The sequence below is a fragment of the Sphingomonas sp. CFBP9019 genome (assembly GCF_034045155.1).
GTDB classification, from domain to species: domain Bacteria; phylum Pseudomonadota; class Alphaproteobacteria; order Sphingomonadales; family Sphingomonadaceae; genus Sphingomonas; species Sphingomonas aerolata.
Map to the genome: position 1 here is coordinate 1 of NZ_JAXCWK010000009.1, position 16851 is coordinate 16851.

The 16851-nt window shown below is 57.7% G+C and carries 13 protein-coding genes; 8 read left to right on the forward strand and 5 right to left on the reverse strand.

Annotated features, from left to right (window positions below):
• Nucleotides 1-263 precede the first annotated feature (263 nt).
• Complete coding sequence (locus SOM18_RS18580; protein WP_192143134.1) at nt 264-812, reverse strand: FxDxF family PEP-CTERM protein; 549 nt, start codon at nt 810-812, stop codon at nt 264-266.
• Between the two features lie 312 nt (nt 813-1124).
• Between SOM18_RS18580 and SOM18_RS18585 the strand changes: the two genes are divergently transcribed.
• The 4 genes from SOM18_RS18585 to SOM18_RS18600 all read left to right on the forward strand — a co-directional run bounded on the left by SOM18_RS18585 (nt 1125) and on the right by SOM18_RS18600 (nt 4680).
• Complete coding sequence (locus SOM18_RS18585; RefSeq protein ID WP_320482140.1) at nt 1125-1715, forward strand: DsbA family protein; 591 nt, start codon at nt 1125-1127, stop codon at nt 1713-1715.
• 862 nt (nt 1716-2577) lie between these two features.
• Nucleotides 2578-3276, forward strand: coding sequence for a Crp/Fnr family transcriptional regulator (locus SOM18_RS18590; protein ID WP_320482141.1), 699 nt, complete (start codon nt 2578-2580; stop codon nt 3274-3276).
• A gap of 570 nt (nt 3277-3846) precedes the next feature.
• Nucleotides 3847-4341, forward strand: a complete 495-nt coding sequence (locus SOM18_RS18595; RefSeq protein WP_320482142.1) for a MucR family transcriptional regulator — start codon at nt 3847-3849, stop codon at nt 4339-4341.
• Nucleotides 4342-4431: 90 nt separating this feature from the next.
• Nucleotides 4432-4680: a hypothetical protein gene (locus tag SOM18_RS18600; RefSeq protein WP_235516376.1), complete on the forward strand. Its 249-nt coding sequence runs from the start codon at nt 4432-4434 to the stop codon at nt 4678-4680.
• Nucleotides 4681-7540: 2860 nt separating this feature from the next.
• On the opposite strand, the gene SOM18_RS18605 is transcribed toward SOM18_RS18600, so the two are convergent.
• Nucleotides 7541-8092, reverse strand: coding sequence for an FxDxF family PEP-CTERM protein (locus SOM18_RS18605; RefSeq protein WP_159513506.1), 552 nt, complete (start codon nt 8090-8092; stop codon nt 7541-7543).
• A 1151-nt stretch (nt 8093-9243) separates the two neighbouring features.
• Here SOM18_RS18605 and SOM18_RS18610 point away from each other — a divergent pair.
• Nucleotides 9244-10001 (forward strand): IS5 family transposase gene (locus SOM18_RS18610; protein WP_320482143.1). Its coding sequence is split into 2 segments (ribosomal slippage): nt 9244-9577 and nt 9577-10001, totalling 759 coding nucleotides; the frame shifts between segments, so codons are not numbered across the junction.
• On the opposite strand, the gene SOM18_RS18615 is transcribed toward SOM18_RS18610, so the two are convergent.
• Nucleotides 10002-10415, reverse strand: a complete 414-nt coding sequence (locus SOM18_RS18615; RefSeq protein ID WP_320482144.1) for a nucleotidyltransferase — start codon at nt 10413-10415, stop codon at nt 10002-10004.
• Nucleotides 10416-10422: 7 nt separating this feature from the next.
• Nucleotides 10423-11379 carry a patatin-like phospholipase family protein gene (locus SOM18_RS18620; protein ID WP_320482145.1) on the reverse strand — a complete coding sequence of 319 codons (957 nt, stop codon included), beginning with the start codon at nt 11377-11379 and terminating at the stop codon, nt 10423-10425.
• A 77-nt stretch (nt 11380-11456) separates the two neighbouring features.
• Between SOM18_RS18620 and SOM18_RS18625 the strand changes: the two genes are divergently transcribed.
• A complete protein-coding gene (locus SOM18_RS18625; protein ID WP_320482146.1) occupies nt 11457-13187 on the forward strand; it encodes a diadenylate cyclase in 1731 nt (576 codons plus the stop codon).
• 247 nt (nt 13188-13434) lie between these two features.
• On the opposite strand, the gene SOM18_RS18630 is transcribed toward SOM18_RS18625, so the two are convergent.
• On the reverse strand, nt 13435-14505 hold the full coding sequence (locus SOM18_RS18630; protein WP_320482147.1) for an ATP-binding protein: 1071 nt from the start codon (nt 14503-14505) through the stop codon (nt 13435-13437).
• A 277-nt stretch (nt 14506-14782) separates the two neighbouring features.
• On the opposite strand from SOM18_RS18630, the gene SOM18_RS18635 reads away from it, so the two are divergent.
• Both SOM18_RS18635 and SOM18_RS18640 read left to right on the forward strand, forming a co-directional pair.
• A complete protein-coding gene (locus SOM18_RS18635) occupies nt 14783-15640 on the forward strand; it encodes a hypothetical protein (protein WP_320482148.1) in 858 nt (285 codons plus the stop codon).
• 221 nt (nt 15641-15861) lie between these two features.
• The gene (locus SOM18_RS18640; RefSeq protein ID WP_320482149.1) at nt 15862-16659 is read left to right on the forward strand and encodes a hypothetical protein; all 798 of its coding nucleotides are present in this window, start codon (nt 15862-15864) and stop codon (nt 16657-16659) included.
• Nucleotides 16660-16851 lie beyond the last annotated feature (192 nt).

Consider the following 16851-nt stretch of genomic DNA (forward strand, 5'->3'; position numbering starts at 1 on the left):
CCTTACGAATACATCGCCAAAGTCTGGACGTCAGAGCCGGACAGGTTCATCGTCGATCCGATCCACCAGATGCCGGGACTAAACACCTAGGGTCTTTTACCGTTGAGCGAAGTACCGACTGACTCGCTTTAAAACTTATCGATCAACGGCGTTCATTGCGCGGACCCGAGCTTACTAAATCTCAAATAAAAACACCCTCCAACCTCGAAAGGCTGGCGGGTGTTTTAAGATAGATGGACACTGGGACCATCTATCAAATGTGCTTAGGCGTATGCGACCTTTGCCTGGCGACGGCGAACACGCATCGATGCACCGATCCCGCCAATACCGAACAACATGATCGCCCAGGTACCTGCCTCGGGAACTGCCGAAGGCTCAAAGGTTGCTGTGCCGGCATAGGACCCGTTGCCACGCGACATACCGTTTACAACGATCTGATTCGGAGCACCCGAAGCAATAGCCAGGTTGTTGATCTCGAAAAATTCAGCATTGCCCACAATGGTCTTCGTCGCTGCGAAGCCATTGATAAACACTGATAGGATGTCGAGGTCGGTAGAGCTCGTCAGCCGCGTGGTGTTCGTGCTCAACGTACCGCTAGCCAGACCGGCCTGATCGATGACGAAATTGAAGGTATCTTGGAATGCGCCTATCCCGATACCCGAACGGCCGAAATCTGCCGAAACGGTACCATTCGTGATATCACCGCTGACCGTGAACTCTGGGTCGCCCGGAGTGTAATCAATTGCATGAGCCGCTGGGGCCATCGCGAACGCGGATACGAATGCCATAGTCGAACAAAGTAGACGTTTCATGACGGCCTCCTTCACTTTATGCCTAACAAAGGTATAATGGAGGTCATGACGACTCACAAACCGATATATTGCTGAAATTGGCTGTTCGCCGAATGATGTCTATTTTCGGGACAGCTGTGTTTTTTCAATCACAGGCGGCGCTGACTTGAACGCGCCACGATCGCTGATTGTCGGCATGCAGATGGTGGCCGAGGCGATCGATCTGCAGACTTTACGCCATCTTGTCTCAGCAGCTTTCGGCCAGACTTGGACGCGCTGAACATGCAAGAGCCACTTAACCGGAGGCAGGCGGTAGGGCTTGGGGCTGTCGTGGTGGCTGGCTGGGCAGTCGGGCAGGTGCTGCGTCGCACGGCTCCAATCGGTCGGGATGTTGGGCCGACCGCCGACCTGATCCTGACCAGTGGAAATTCACCCGAGCAAGGTCCAGCCGATGCGACGCTCCGGCTTGCCGTTTTCACCGATTACCGCTGCCCCGCCTGCCGTCATGCCTTCCACGCTTTGGAAGAGGCGGTGGAACGCGATAGCAAGGTTAGGGTCATCTATAAGGACTGGCCGATCTTCGGTCCACCGTCCGAACGTGCTGCGAGCATCGCGCTCGCCTGTGCCGAACAGGAGATCTATCCGGCCATTCATCGCCAACTGATGACCGACAGTCGTATCATCGACGACGACATGCTGCGAGACGTCGTTACCAGTGCCGGAGGGGACTGGCAGCGCGCGACGACGTGGCTTGCTTTACATGCAGAAGCCGTCGCCGCGCGCCTACGTGCAAACGGTCAAGAGGCCTATTCGATCGGTCTGACCGGCACCCCGGGCTATCTTGCCGGACGTATGCTGGCGATGGGAGCGATCGAGACAAGTGACTTTAAACGGCTGTTTGCGCGGGCGCGAGCGGACGGCTGATGATCCGGGAGGATGCAAACATGATCGAACGCCCTGTCGGAAGAAACACGTAAGTCGTCACAGGCAGGATCGGCGATCGCGTCTTGAGACGATTAAGAGGCTGTCGTCGGAGGATATCCTTCTGTCGTGCACCAGTCAGTGACGACAGGTCGAACTTCTCAGATACACTCCTAAACCACGTATTTATGTCCGACGTTTTGAGTGACGTAGATCCTTCCGCGACGAGAACGTTTGCCCTGATTTATGACGCGGGGTGTGCAACATGCTCGCCTGGCGGACGTTAATGGCCGTGTCTAAGGTACACGGCGAACCAAGGAACGGCGCATGGAAGTGAACACTGAGGGCGAAGACACGGGCTCAGAACGACGTGAAATACACTTCCTTGCGGCCCTATTGGACGAGTTGATGCGAAAGATGCTCGCAACCGGCGCTCTGACGCAAGCCGACTTAAACGAAATAGAATCAGCCGCAGCTAAGCGGGTCGGTGGGCAGCCGCGTGCTTGGTAGTTTCCGGCTTTTTCACCACCGCAGTGACGACCTTTGAAAACCGTGACGAGGTATCCCCCATCAGGTTTGTGATTTGACGAAAGCCCGCGCCTGCAGGGAGCTTGCTGGCATAAAGCACACGTTTGTCGCGCAGTCGTAACTGCAACCGCTTTTCTACATGTCTGACCGTGTGGTGACAATAATGCAGAGGGAGGCAGATGCTCCGCTATCAAGGAAGCCGATGCCGTTAGAGGTTATCGCCTAACGCTGATGACCGCGGTAGTGGCCTTCAGCTATCAAGCTGCTGATTTCAAGCCCAATAAATCAGCTTGCTTGTTGCCTTGGATTAAGATCTGCAGCAAGCATGGACCAATTAATGACCAAGCTGGAACGGGTTACCGCCCTATCGGACGATGACCGATCAGGCCTGCTCGCGCTTTTCAGCGACACGCATCATTTCAAAAAAGGCGGAAATATTCTACGTGAAGGTGAACAACCCGAGCATTTGCATGTCTTGATCGACGGATGGGCAGCCCAATGCGTGACCTTAATGGATGGATCGCGGCAAACCACAGCGTTTCTGATGCCTGGTGATTTCTGCAACGGCGAAACGACGCTTCTAAGGCGGTTGGATCACGGCGTAGTCGCTCTAACGCCGGTGACAATCGGCACTGCAAGGCGCGAACGTCTGATAGCCCTACTGCTTGATCGCCCCAATGTGGCGCGAGCCTTCTGGCAGACGACTCTTGTTGATGCGGCAGTGCTGCGGTCGTGGTTAGTCAATATCGCCCACCGGGATTCATATCGACGCATCGCACATCTGATGTGCGAGCTGCATACCCGTCTCTCATGTCTAGGTCTCGTGAGCGGTTCGACCTGCGTTGTGCCACTTACGCAGCAACAACTGGGCAATGCCCTTGGACTTACGCCGGTTCACGTCAACCGAATGCTTAGGCGGCTTCGCGATGAAGGGTTAATGGAGTTTCGGAAGCGTACCTTGACGCTGCATAATGTCGCAGAGTTACAAGAGGTAGCCAACTTTGATTCCGGTTATCTCCATATTAAGCTAGACTAGCGAAAGACAAATAGGCGGTCTATAGTATCACTTTAATATAAGTCAATATCGATGCATCATCACAGTATGACCGCGCGCTGACGCGCGAGCGCGAAATGGTTGGGCTTGCTGCGGCAAAGCGTCGCGGACGCCAAAATGGCCACCCGCTGACGATCGATACCGAAACCCTCGAACGGATTACAGCCGCACTGGACGGTGAGGCTAGTAAGGCGTCTGTCTGTCGGACGTTTAAGGTACCTCGCTTGCCGCTAATCGGCACTCTAGCCCGGATCAGCTGGACCGCACCAGCGAAGACCTGATCCGGTCGCATCAAGCAGTTTGTCGGAAGAGCACAACGCTATCGCGAATAGGCTGTGCTGCGTCGCTTATCCTAAATGATATGCTGTAATCACGGCACCAAACGACGCGCAGATCGTGCCTCGTTATATGCGGAGCGTCCCAAGATGGACCATTAAACGGTAATTTCTTAAGCTCTCAGCGGATCACCTCCTCGTTACATATCTATTTAACTTGATAATCGGAGCGATAGAACCTATTTGCATGCATCCCTACAAAGATTCAGAGATTATAATGACCGATGATATCAATGCGGTCGAGTTGGCCGCTGAACTGACCGCTGCGTGGTTGGCCAATCCTAACACCCGCACAAATGCGGAGGATGTACCTGCATTTTTGCGGTCAATGCATGCCGCTGTCGCTGAACTGTCAGGCGCAGCTACTTCAGTAGCCCCGGAAGAATCTGCTCAAGCTTATGAGCCTGCTGTCACGGTGCGTAAGTCGCTGGCGTCGCCCGATCACATCATTTCTTTGATCGACGGCAAGCCATACAGGACATTACGCCGCCATCTGGCGAGCAATGGCCTTACGCCTGAGGAATATCGAGCACGCTACAACCTGAAGGCTGATTATCCCATGGTTGCACCTTCGTACTCGGAAGCACGGCGGACCATGGCAAAGTTGATAGGTTTGGGGCGTAAGCCTGGTCAGACAGCCGAAAAGGCTACTGCTGATTCCCCCAAGCCTCCCCGCAAACCTCGAGCAACGAAGGTCACCGAGGAGGCATAAGCGAAACGGGGAGGCTAGCACTCCCCGTTTCCGTTCCGGCTTCGCTAAGTATCGCGACGGAGCGTTTAAACATTCAAGGCCAATGGTGGCTTGTTTCGCGTCGTGAAAGAAGTGGATTTCGGACGTCAGCGTCGCGACAACATCCATGTTCACGATGGCATCGACGAAGCCGAGTTCGTCGCAACCCGTGAGAAACGCGACGCATCGCTCCCACTACCCGACCTGATGCTCACCGCGCTTCAGGTGAACATACGTGGCGGCCGACTGCCAGATGCCGACGAATGTGGGACGGCGTTTCTCAAAGTGCCTTTGAACCGGTTTGGGCCTGCTGTCTTGTAACTTGGGCCAAGCTAGAGCGGCTTAAGTTTTCGGTGTCAGGATCGACCGAGACCAGACGTGCCGGCTTTAGATGCTCCGCACCTAAACGCTTGCAGGTCGTAGACATTGGTCAAGTTCGAGACACTTTAGGCTTTTGGAACGGAACTAGGGCTAGTCACAGACGATAATTCTGCCATCTTTCTCAGATGATAATTCTGTACAGCGTACTTGCGGTCGTCTGGGGCCTCCCAATTGCTATCATACTGGCAACCTCAGTCGGCTATGGCGTTTCCCCTCGCTTCGCTGAATTTATGCGAACACATCTAGGGTTCTGACAACAGCATCACGTGCCGTGAGCCGGTTATCGATAATGCACGAAGACATCGGCTGTCTGTTTTTGCGTCGACTTGGGAAACAGCCGTTCTGGCTGTACCGCGGAAACGCTCAGTCCGCCTGCCGGAGCTGTAGAGCAGACTGTTCAGACCCGCGGATCGGCGTTTGGGGCGGGCAGGTCTGCGCAGGCAGCAACGTGGCAATTCTTGCTCGAGTTAAAAACGGCCTGTATCACCGCGAGATTGCAATTCTAAAATGCGCTTGCGACGTAGACGGCTCTCTGCGAGGCAGACCTAAGAGCCCGCTGACCCAAGACAGTGAGAGCTCGGCATCCCGCTCGCGACATCAAGCGTGTCACACAAGCGGGCGGGGTGCTTTACGAATATTCAACTATCAAGCGTGTAGCCAAAAACCGAGGCTATGGCCTTCAGTACCGCGTACCTTTTTAGCGCCTCGCCATGTTTTTTCGCACAGCCACGCGGGGCGCTTTCGCTTGATCGAACTAGCGCGTGTGGCCATTAACACCTTCTTTACCATAAGGTTTTATCAACAATCGTCTTGAACAAATTCGTCGAGCGCTTGTGCATTGATGATGATTATCAATGAGGTGCAGCATGAATGCCTCCCACCGATCGAACTTCCCTGTGGCGCACTCTGCGGCCCACACTATGGTTAGTCGGTACGGGGTGGATGCTGCGTTCGTCGCCCAGCGCGAAGTCGATGCCAAGATTGAGCGCGGAGACCTCCAGGGGGCACTCGAACTTGATCAAGTACGCCGTGAACTTCTGGATCTCATCATAGATATAGAGCCTCCTGCGCATTACTGACCTACCGACGAATGAATTCGTGAAATTGTCCAATTCTCTTTTGCGCGCCGGGGGTTTGAGCGAACACCTGCTCGCTGGCGACGGCGGGACGAATCAGCGAGGCATGGCAGGCGGACTACAACACCGTGCGTGTCAACAGCACTCCTGCCAGGATGGCACTCGGCAACTCTACGACCCGCCCCGCCACGGGCATTTGGAAAACGCGCGAAGTTATCCGCGGCCGGGCAACATCCGCAGCGTCAAAGAGCAAGCGGACCGTGGTGCCGAAGAAGCGGCAAAGTAGGGCTTACTCAGTAAGCGCCAAAGTGCCGGCGAGACGCCTGCTAAATGCAGCGAATTCCAAGCTTGTGGCCATTGGTCCTCAGTCGATTGCACACTCGGGTCGCAACTAGGTGAGGGCGAGGCGGAGGTTCTGACCGGCATCCATATCGTAGGCCAATCGCCTGGAACGTCGCTTCTAGCGTAAAGATGAGGGTGGTCTGCCCCTACTCTCAGCACGGTCCGCTTATGCGGACGGCTACGGGGACTTTGATACATCACCACTCGAGCAGAGAGTCAAAAAAACCTGCCAGTCGCGGTTAATGCGCCTTTCACCGTATGGAATTACAATTACGAAATAGAGTTCCTGCATAAGTCCCCTTGTCGAAAGACAAACACTTTCAACTCGGGGGGTTCACATGCGCTACTGGCCTATCGGTAAGCCCATCAGGGCTTAATAGTGTCAACAGCATAAGTAGCTATCATCTTTTACTGGCGCATTTTGCAGGGGATAGCGCAATGCGTCGCTGAAACAGTGGTGAGGCTTACAGAGGCTACTGACTTATACCTTTGTCTTTAACATAATATATCCAATATGCGATATTAGAATAACGCAAAGCCTTATAACGGCTAAGCTCGAAAATGCCCGGCTTCCCAGCCGGGCATTTTTTCTATCAAGACCTGGTCATGTCCTTTACCGGCATCTCAAAAGTAAAGGCCCGAGGAACAAGCCCAAGCACTTTTACGGCCTTTCGCATTGCTTCGTTATGTGTTGATATCGTGAAGTGGATTTCGGTAAACCACCCGTTTAGGTGAACCTTCCGGAACCGCGAAAGTACGGCAGCAAAGGCTGCAGGAGCAGTAGGCGAACCCCAGGCAAACGTGATTGTGAGCGTTCGATCATCATGGTCCTCGCCCCAATTGATACCGCCAACGCAAGTTCCGCTTTCATCAAAAGCGAGAATTGCTGGATGGTCCCATTTGCATGGTGGATATCTCAGCCAACCATTGCGCTGATGATCGACACCCGCGGCGTAAGCAGCCCTCAGGCCTTCCTTGCTATGTGCGAGTTTGGTAACATGCTCCAAGCGTAGACTCATGTTATAGTTCTCCGCCCACGCTTGAACATCATGACCCCAAAATGGCGCACACCGGTGGTCATTACCAGTCCCAGCCGCGTACGTGGCTCTGCGTGGCTGTAGATCGATGGATGCCGATACCAGGACGTGTGTTCGGTACCTGACGGCGTCCATTCAGGCGCGTTCGCGATCTCGGGGTTTGAGCTGTTGGGCGCAGTATGGGCCATCCCGCTTGCCCAATTATCGATCGACAGCGCCCACCGCGCCACATGGACTCTTCGGCAAACCCATTGCGCCGGCGGTTAAACAAAAACAGCCGCCAACCTCGAGAGGTTGACGGCTGCCTTCACACAGATGGCCACTGGGACCAGCTGTGAAATAGGCTTAGGCGAATGCGATCTTCGCCTGGCGACGACGAACGCGCATCGATGCGCCAATCCCGCCGATACCGAACAGCATGATTGCCCAGGTACCAGCCTCGGGAACTGCTGCCGTCGGCTCGAAGGTCGCGGTGCCGGCATAGGAGCCGTTGCCACGCGACGTGCCGTTCACGACGATCTGGTTCGGCACACCCGATGCGATCGAGACGTCGTTGAGCTCGAAGAACTCGGCGTTGCCGACAATGGTCTTCGTGGCTGCGAAGCCGTTGATGAACACCGACAGGATGTCGAGATCGGTCGAGCTCGTCAGCCGCGTGGTGTTCGTGCTCAGCGTGCCGCTAGCCAGACCGGTCTGATCGATAATGAAGTTGAAGGTATCCTGGAAGGTGCCGGCCGCGATGCCCGAACGGCCAAAATCTGCCGAAACGGTACCATCGTTGATATCGCCTCGAACGGTGAATTCCGGATCGTTCGGGGTGAAGTCAACTGCATGAGCCGCTGGGGCCATCGCGAAGGCGGATGCGAATGCCATGGTCGAGATGAGTAGACGCTTCATGTTGGTTTCCTCGAGTTTGTCCTTAACGAAAGGATAACGGGGGCCATGGCGACACGCAAACCGCTCTATCGCAAAATCCAGCTATGACCTTGATAATGTCGATTTTCGGAAAAATCGTGCTTTTTCCGTCACAGACGATGCTACGGAAACCGCTCCCGTAGGCTTTGGGCAAAACTTTCCCTGCAAAAAGACCGGCTCAAGACGACCCCTGCGGGAATCGAACCCGTGCTTCAGGCGTGGAGCCGTAATTCGCTTCATTTTCAATGATGCTTGCCTGAAACCGCCTCAAAATCGGCGTCATGTTCAGCAATGGGTTGCGGCGCAGGGGCCATCAGCGATGGTATACTGACGAGTTTGCTGAAGCGGCCTGAGCGTTACCGCAACTAAGCTAGTGCGGCGTTTTCCGTGTCAAAGCACGAACGTGCGGCTTTGACCACTCCACCTCTCCTCATCGAGATGGGGCTGTCAGGTTCGCCGCGGATCGTCATGTCGTGGCTTAGTGCTCGGAACGATCCGCTGCCACTGGCCGCTGATTGCCTACGGGAGAACCAGTATGCTGCGCACCTCGAGGCCTGAAGTTCTGAACGTCTCAGCAGACGAGGGGGCGGGCTGTTCGATGGGCCCGGCCTTGCTCTCAAACTCGACATCGAAGCGGCGTAAGCGTCGCCCGATCAGTTGCTCTCCAGATGCGCCTTGGCCCGTCAGCAGCGGACAGTGATTAGGCAAGCGCCCCACTCGGGCCCATCCTCGTCGGGGTGAAGCGCTTGCGACATAGCCAACGCACAGAAAAAGGCCGCTTTCAGTCGTCCAGGGAAGGGGTGACACTTTCGATAGGTCTCTATCGATTGGCCGGGCGTTAATACGGGTGCTGTCCTGCAAATACAAACCAGTTTTTGGTTGATCAAAATTTCACAACTGTTTGACCCACCTCGACCATATAGTCAGAGCGGGGACATAGGTGCCAGATTTATCAAAACTACTGCTGCTTTAGGAACTGGGGCTGGCGCAATCGCGGCCACCCCTCGCGTTGGAGATGTCGGCCTTACAACTGCAGGCAGTCGTTCCGAAGTGCCAGCGCTGCAAGGCTTTTAGGGTCAGGACCCATTGATGTGAGCGTCGCGATCTGATTCAGGCTCCGCAAGGAGACCGGGATGAGTGACCTGTTTTGGCTGACGGACGAGCAGATGGAGCGGCTGCGGCCGTTCTTTCCCAAGAGCCACGGTAGGCCGAGGGTAGACGATCGGCGGGTGCTGAGTGGCATCGTATTCGTCAATCGCAATGGGCTGCGCTGGCGAGATGCGCCCGGCGAGTACGGCCCGCACAAGACGCTGTACAATCGGTGGAAGCGTTGGGGCGAGGCCGGTGTGTTCACACGAATGATGGAAGGTCTGGCTGCAGCTGGCGCCGAGCCGCAGACGGTCATGATCGACGCAACCTACCTGAAGGCTCACCGCACGGCATCGAGCCTGCGGGTTAAAAAGGGGATCTCGGCCGCCTGATCGGCCGCACCAAAGGCGGCATGAACACCAAGCTCCACGCCATCGCCGATGCGAACGGGCGCCCCTTGAGCTTCTTCATGACCGCGGGCCAGGTCAGCGACTACACCGGCGCGGCAGCGCTGCTCGATGACATGCCCAAGGCGCAGTGGCTGCTTGGTGATCGCGGCTACGACGCCGACTGGTTCAGGGACGCCCTCCAGGCCAAAGGTATCCAGCCCTGCATCCCGGGCCGCAGGTCGCGCAACGAACCGGTCCGGTACGACAAGCGCCGCTATCGGCGTCGCAGCCGCATCGAGATCATGTTCGGCCGCCTCAAGGACTGGCGCCGGGTCGCCACCCGCTACGACCGCTGCCCCACCGCCTTCTTCTCCGCAATCGCCCTCGCTGCCACCGTCATCTTCTGGCTGTGATCAACGAGTCCTGACCCTAATGCCCGCGCCGGCGACAAAGATCGCCTTCTTGCCGGGTTGCACCGCCGATCCGTAGGTCGCCGACAAATGTTCGATGACCTCCTGTCGAAATTGCATCCAGCTATATTGGGCGGGCGCGAAATCGCGTTTGTAGGCGGCTTGCTCGGCTTCGGACAGCTCGGACGTGTCGCTATAATAGACCGAGTCCAGGCGCATAACGATGTCGACGTCACTGTCGGCGTAAATGTTGGAGTCGTTGGCGTAGGAGCCTTGAAGGAAGATCGCGTAATTGCGACTGCTATAGGGTGCGTCGGCCCGCTTAAGCACGCCACGGACTGTCTGATAGGTCGCGGCAGACTGCGCGACGGAGCCCTGGTGCGACCAGGTGTCAAGCTGGCTTTCAGCGATGGTCATCGCGCGCTCACGCCAGCAGCAGGGTCAGAGCGGCCTCGCTTTTCGCAAAGGACTCAGCGCCACGCTGGCGGAGCAGGTTCAGCTTCTCGAGATCGTGCTCGAAGAGATCGGTCGCCATCTCGGGTTTCTCGAAGGTCTCGCTGATTCTGACTGTCGGCACGTCGTGGTAGAGTACCTGGCGCAGTTGATCCATGGACTGCGTGTTGATCTCGAGCGTCTTCTGCAAGAGCTGCACGCTCTCCAAGTAGCCGGCGAACCACATCTTGCTGAGGAAGGCCGGTTTCGGCGTCGGGTAGATACCCACGCCGACACTCACGACGCGCAGCGATGCACGCGGTCGCCGAAGGGCATTGAGCGCATCGGCTAGCGCGTAAAGTGTCGGGTTGTTGGCGCTGTAGCCGCCATCGGCGAGCTCGACGCGATCGCCGTTCGAGGTCGTCACGATCGCTCGCTCGAAGAACGGGTAAGCCGAGCAGGATGCGATCACAGCGTCGCCGACCTTCACGCCGAAACCGGGAACGAAGGTCGCTTTTCGCCCGTGCGCCTGGCCGGCGTCGGCCTTGAATATCATCGGTCGCTCCAAGTCCCAGCGGGTCGACACGATGCCCAGCCCGGTCTTCACCGCATCGAAGCCTGTATCTGCGTAGACGTCGGTCGCCAGCTTCTTCAGCGCAGCCGTCTTCTCCGCTGCCGACTTGTGCTGCATGACCTTGACCACGTGGTTCTTGTAGAGCGAATGGACGTCGTCGACCGATCGGCCAAGCGCCAACAGCGATGCGATGATGGCGCCAGTACTGGTTCCGAAGATCAGATCGAACACCTCATGCAGCGGCTTTCCAGCGTGCGCCTCCAATTCGCGCAGCACCCCCAAAGTGTAGAAGCCCTTGGCGCCTCCGCCATCGAGGCTGAGGATGCGGAACGGCTGGGCCGTGGTCTCAAGGGATAACTCGTCTGAGTTCTGCATCGGCAACCCTTACCCGCTTTGCGGGAGAAGCGGAAAGACTTGAGAAGCGGCGGCGGCTGGCTCACATTTGCACGGTCATGTCGCACGTCATCAACCTGTTCATGTGGGGCTATCAGACCCACTTCCGCGTCGGGCTCGAGATCCGGGCCAAGGGCGTTTTCGAGAAGCTGGGCGCCGAAGCCGAGCCCAAGGTTTTCCTCGTCGGTCTGCGCCGGCCCGGTCTCGGACCTAGCCATCCGGTTTGTGTCGAGCCCGAAGACGGCGAGTGGTCGGTCACCCTGTTCGAGGGCTTGAGCGACGCGGTCGAGGCGGCGATCCCCAAGCACCCACTTCAAAAGATGTTCTACGGTGACGAGCTCTCGATGCGCGAGAAGCCGACACGCATCCGCCAATTGACGATCGCAGACGAGGTCAAGCGCCGGCTGGAGGACGAGGATCGGCGGCTCGGGCAGCGGAGCTTCTGCAGCGAGGCCTACCCGGTCGGCGACTATGAAGTGGTCTGCGTGCTCCAGCTCCCGGAACGCCTGTTTGCTCAATATCCTTCCATCGAACTGACTTGGCAGGCAGAGCAGTACGAGACCAACCTCGTTTTTGCCTGCGTCCGTCAGCTCCTCAATGAGGGCCGACGCGCGCTGTTCGTGCCCGATCCCGGCCGATCGAACACGGACGCGATGCGGACGGCCGAGGAGATCATCCGGGTCGCCGCTTCAAACTTTATGCGAAGTTCCTTCCTTCCCGGACGTTTCTGCACGACCGACCTTTTCGAGCATCTCAACCGCCTCTCACAGCTGCGTTATGAAGGAAGCACAGGCATCGGTCGCATCGTGCTCGCGGCCGCCGATGATCCCAATGTCGAGTACGTTCTGCGGCTGAAAGAGTCGGTCGCACTCTCGCAGACGCGCTGGGCCCGAAAGCTGCTCCAGATGGCGACCGGTGAGCCTGCGTTGATCGCGGAATACGGCGACATTTCAGGGCTAGGCCGGGTGTCAGACGTTAGCGCGCCACCCTTCTCGATCGAGTTCCTCGATCACCATCAGTGGGACCTGCGGCGAGGCGACCAGATCCTGTTGCGTTGCCGCTTTGGCGAAGCTCGCCTGCCGCAGGAGCCGATCGGCCGTGAGCGCTTCGTCGACAACATGCGCCGGGTCTTCGCGCGAATTGACGAGCCGTCGATCGCGCGTTTCCTAAAAGTGCTCGATCTGCTGACCCAGCTCCGCCGCGGCAGCTCGGTGGTGATTGCGGAGGATGCCGCCGAAGAAGCGGCGAGGCTCTCGAACCAGGGCACCGTCATTGCGCCTGTCCCGCTCAGCAAGGAGCTGTTGGAACGGGCCACCGCCATCGACGGTACGATACTGGCCGACCCACAGGGCGTCTGCCACGCCATCGGCGTCATTCTGGACGGGCAGGGGGTCGACGAGAGCACGCCGTCTCGCGGCGCGCGGTACAACTCGGCGCTTCGCTACGTTGCCGCGGGCTCGGTGCCGCGTATGGCCTTCGTGATCTCGGAAGACCGCACCCTGGACGTAGTCCCGCTGCTGCGACCGCGGGTCGATCGAACGCGAATCGAGGCGGCCGTGACGGCAATCGGCACCGCTACCCTTGAGAACTATCACAAACCCCGCGCATTTCTCGATAACCACCGCTTTTACCTGAATGAGGAGCAATGCCGGATCGTCAACGACGCGCTCGACCGCATCGAGAATGAGCCATGCGAAGTGGGACGCATCGTCATCGTGACCGAGCGGTTCACCCCGCATCCGGTAATGAATGCCAGCTACCTCAAGGGCAATCTGCGCGCCGTCAGTTAACTTGGTACAGCTGCGCCCGTAGCGAACGATACGACACTCAGCATTCGTCAAACGGCAGCGTCCGTAGAAGTTTGGCGAAACGTGCAACCGAGATGAACGGATGTCTAAAATTGGAGACCGACGAACAAGCGCTGAGTGTCGCGTTGTGAGTCTTTCCCGAGCGCTATGTTGCGACACCTACAAACCCGATCGGGTACCGCAGATGTCGGTCTTGGGCACTAGGTTTTGATTGCGGCGCGTCTAAGTCTTACTCGGCTTCGAACTGGTCGATCGTAGCCTTGGACGCGAAGGACGCGAGCGCCTCGCCCGGCGACGCGCGTAGCGCTTCCTCCAGTCGCTCGATTCCGGCCCTGGTATAGTAGACGCGGCGGACCTTCTCGTCGACGATGCAGTATCGTGGGTCAGCTGGCGCGTCGCCGCGCAAGCCGACGTACTTGGCCAATTTGGCGAGGTGCTGGCCGGTAAAGGGAACATCGGGCCAGTAGACGTCCTCAACGGCGGGTCTTAGCTTGTCCGCCGCCTCGTTCGGCAGGTTCTGATCCTCGGGATCGAGTGGACCCGCCAGCGCCTGATTCAGCTGGACGCTCCCGATTACCATGTAGGCGGGATCGCCTTCGTCCTGGCTCTCGACGAACCTGCCGCGTTCAATGAAGTTTAGATGGCGGGCGGTTTCGCGTGACAGGTAGAGGCGGGTCGTGTCCCCGTCAGCGGCTCCCTTCGACATGTCGAGGATGCCAATCTTGTCGGGACCGACCTCCGAGATAATTCTGAGGTTCTGCATAAAGGCGGCGAGGCGGTCGGCGTCCCGGCGCTCCAGCATAGTGCGTAGTTCGAGATGATGGATGGGCCGCGTCTGCCCTGCCTGCCGGTAGTAGATTGCGCCTTGCTGCAGCAGCGCTTCCGATCTCGCCCGCCCGTTGACGACGCGCTCCACGCTGCTGTCGCGCAGGCAGACGATAGGCAGGTCGCGCCCGCGATCCACACCGATGACGACTACCCTTCTGTCGCCGACCACGTATTCACGGACTGCGAAGTCGATCTCGGGGGCGAACGCCGACCGCAGCGAGTTAGCCCAGTTCGCTTCGTCTTGGAATGCATCGTTGATGCCAACGATGCTGCGTGGCGCATCCGTCACGCCGAAGACGATAACGCCCCCGTCAGTGTTCGAGAACGCAGCTAGCGTCTTGCCGTAGCGGAGCATGTCGCCGGCGGCCGGTTGACGCTTGAACTCGCGATGCTTGCCCTCCCGGCTGGCAACCCGCAGGGTGGCGGAATCGAACTCGAAAAGCTCGGCGAGATCCTGCGGAAGCGCCTTCATGCCTGATGCTAGTCCTGCCCGACCTCGCCCGTCTACAGGCTATAATGTCACGCAGATCAGCCAATGCGTTAGAGAGCCCCGAAAGCACCGCAAGGCCGGCATGAACAAATGTCCGCTTCCGGGAAACGGCCAAGCGCCTACGATTGTCTGCCTCTGGGTCCGTCCCCCCTCGTTCGGACCAAATCTGCCAACAACATTCGAAGATCGGCGCTGTTGCGACCATCCTCTCCACTGCCCATCTCTGCGCTCCAGCAAAGCAGCAACTGCGGGGGTGAGCATGGTAGGAACCACCGCATGGGCGGACGTTGAGGATGCGCGACGCGGTCTAATAGCGCTTCTGCCGCGCGACAGGTTCCTGAAGAGTCTTTGTAAGGGCGCGATAACGGTCGGCCGCGACAAAACCAATCCGATCCGCGGCAACCTCGTAGCGAGTGCGCTGCGCGAGCTTGCCACGCATGTTCTTCACAGCCTCGCGCCCGACGATGAAGTGAGGCGCTGCGTTTGGTTTGAACAAGCTAAGGACACCAAGACAGTAACACGCGGGCAGCGTGCGCGGTACATAGTGCAGGCTGGGTTGCCGGACGACTTTGTCAAGGAGAAGCTCAAGGTCGATACGGCTGCGATGGCCAAGCCGCTGCTCGACGCGATGGACAAGCTGCACAAGGCAACCCACGTGCGGGTCGAGACCGTAGTACGTAAGGGCAGCGCGGTTCGCGAGATGCTCTATGAGGTGATCACCGAAGTCCATACCCTGCTCGAGGATGCCACCGAAGCACGAGGCTCGATTAAGGATGCCGTCGGCACGGCACTCCACAATGCGGTGTTCGAGAGCATGATCCTCGACACGATCCAAGAATTGGACGAGCTCTCGACGCACACGCGCATTGACGGGCATTGGATCGACGAGATCGAGGTACGCCGGCTCGATGCGCGGGAAATCGAGTATTGCGTCACCGGTGAAGTCGAGGTTGAATTGCAATATGGCTCGAACAGCGATGTAGCAAGCGACATCGGCATGCGCTCGGACGACAGCTACCCCTACAAGGTGAAGGTCGTGGCGGAAGCCGGCAAGCCGCTTGATATCGACGCCGAGGCGATTCGCCTCACGGTCGATACCAGTAGCTTCTACGAATGATAGGGCTAGAGGCCGATCGCCGACGGAAGACACCTATCCGGTAGATCCGGACTGGGCGCAGCGCCCGCGCCTGCTACAGGTGGATGCGCTGGTCGGCAGCTACGCGGAGTCCTCCCGAAACTTAACGGCCACCGCTTCCAATTCTAGGCGAAGTTGATCAATCTGCTCCCATGGATCGCGGAATTTGGATCGGCTTGGGAATATCAATCGTAAGCGGTTTGATGCCGTATGCTATCAAGACGGTCCCGCCGTACCTCGCGTGGCCGGGCATCACCGCTGGTTTAGCAATCGCCATCTACGCAGCGATATCTGAAGCCTCCCGTCCTCCGCTCGTGTCCGGCTGCCTGTATCTTCTCGCGAGCGTCGCCGTCGCCGCAGGATTGGCATATCAGCTCACCCGTCCCGCTAAGGTCGCGGTCGAAGCCGATCCGCTGAACGGTACGGTCGATTTCCGGTGCGAACAAACACAGATACCGACGGTCGTCCCACAAGAGGGCGGCTACAACGTCATTCCTACCTTCTTCAACGGCGAAAATGTCCAGATGGCAATAGCTCGAATGGGCTTTCAGCAGGCACCGGGAACGGCCATCACGTACCCCGACGGACTGGCTCCTTGGGCCGTTCTTTGTCGCCTAACCAACTACGGCGAGAAGCCGCTGTATGGTTTGAAGATACCCGTAGAGCTATCCGTCCATGAACGTATTCAAGACCCCAACAATCCTCAGAACCCTACTGCTAGGACGGCTGGCCCGGCGATCTGGTCAGGGAAAAGCAGCGTCTATATCGACAAGCTGGATACCGGGGCGGATCGCACTTACAGCTTTTTCATCCAAGGACTTAATAAGTTTGTTGGCATTCTATTCTCTGATGAATTTACAGCGCGACCTTTCACAGGCGAGCAGAAACGTCGCATCAAGTTTGTGAAAACTAACACGTCCCGCGACCGATCTGTGATGATTGCGCCGGCTAACCCTGAACCAGCACCTGCATCAGCAGGCGCCAGTGATACCAAGCAATAATATAATAACTTCAGAACAATGCGTCGGACGGATTAGCATCTGCCACGCTGTAGTTCGCGTTGCTACGGGATAATCGACCCACCGGCCGCCATCTCTACTTCCTCTTCCACAAATTGCAGACCCAAACCGGCTAAAGCCCAGGTCAAGTTAGAACATGAACGGGCGGCCGGTTCTGGGACGCGGCGCAAGAGG

Excerpts from the sequence above, each read along its gene's own strand:
- SOM18_RS18595 (WP_320482142.1), top strand. The coding sequence starts at position 3,847 with ATGACCGATGATATCAATGCGGTCGAGTTGGCCGCTGAACTGACCGCT.
- SOM18_RS18630 (WP_320482147.1), bottom strand. The coding sequence starts at position 14,505 with ATGAAGGCGCTTCCGCAGGATCTCGCCGAGCTTTTCGAGTTCGATTCC.
- SOM18_RS18580 (WP_192143134.1), bottom strand. The coding sequence starts at position 812 with ATGAAACGTCTACTTTGTTCGACTATGGCATTCGTATCCGCGTTCGCG.
- SOM18_RS18620 (WP_320482145.1), bottom strand. The coding sequence starts at position 11,379 with ATGCAGAACTCAGACGAGTTATCCCTTGAGACCACGGCCCAGCCGTTC.
- SOM18_RS18635 (WP_320482148.1), top strand. The coding sequence starts at position 14,783 with ATGGTAGGAACCACCGCATGGGCGGACGTTGAGGATGCGCGACGCGGT.
- SOM18_RS18590 (WP_320482141.1), top strand. The coding sequence starts at position 2,578 with ATGACCAAGCTGGAACGGGTTACCGCCCTATCGGACGATGACCGATCA.
- SOM18_RS18615 (WP_320482144.1), bottom strand. The coding sequence starts at position 10,415 with ATGACCATCGCTGAAAGCCAGCTTGACACCTGGTCGCACCAGGGCTCC.
- SOM18_RS18625 (WP_320482146.1), top strand. The coding sequence starts at position 11,457 with ATGTCGCACGTCATCAACCTGTTCATGTGGGGCTATCAGACCCACTTC.
- SOM18_RS18640 (WP_320482149.1), top strand. The coding sequence starts at position 15,862 with ATGCCGTATGCTATCAAGACGGTCCCGCCGTACCTCGCGTGGCCGGGC.
- SOM18_RS18605 (WP_159513506.1), bottom strand. The coding sequence starts at position 8,092 with ATGAAGCGTCTACTCATCTCGACCATGGCATTCGCATCCGCCTTCGCG.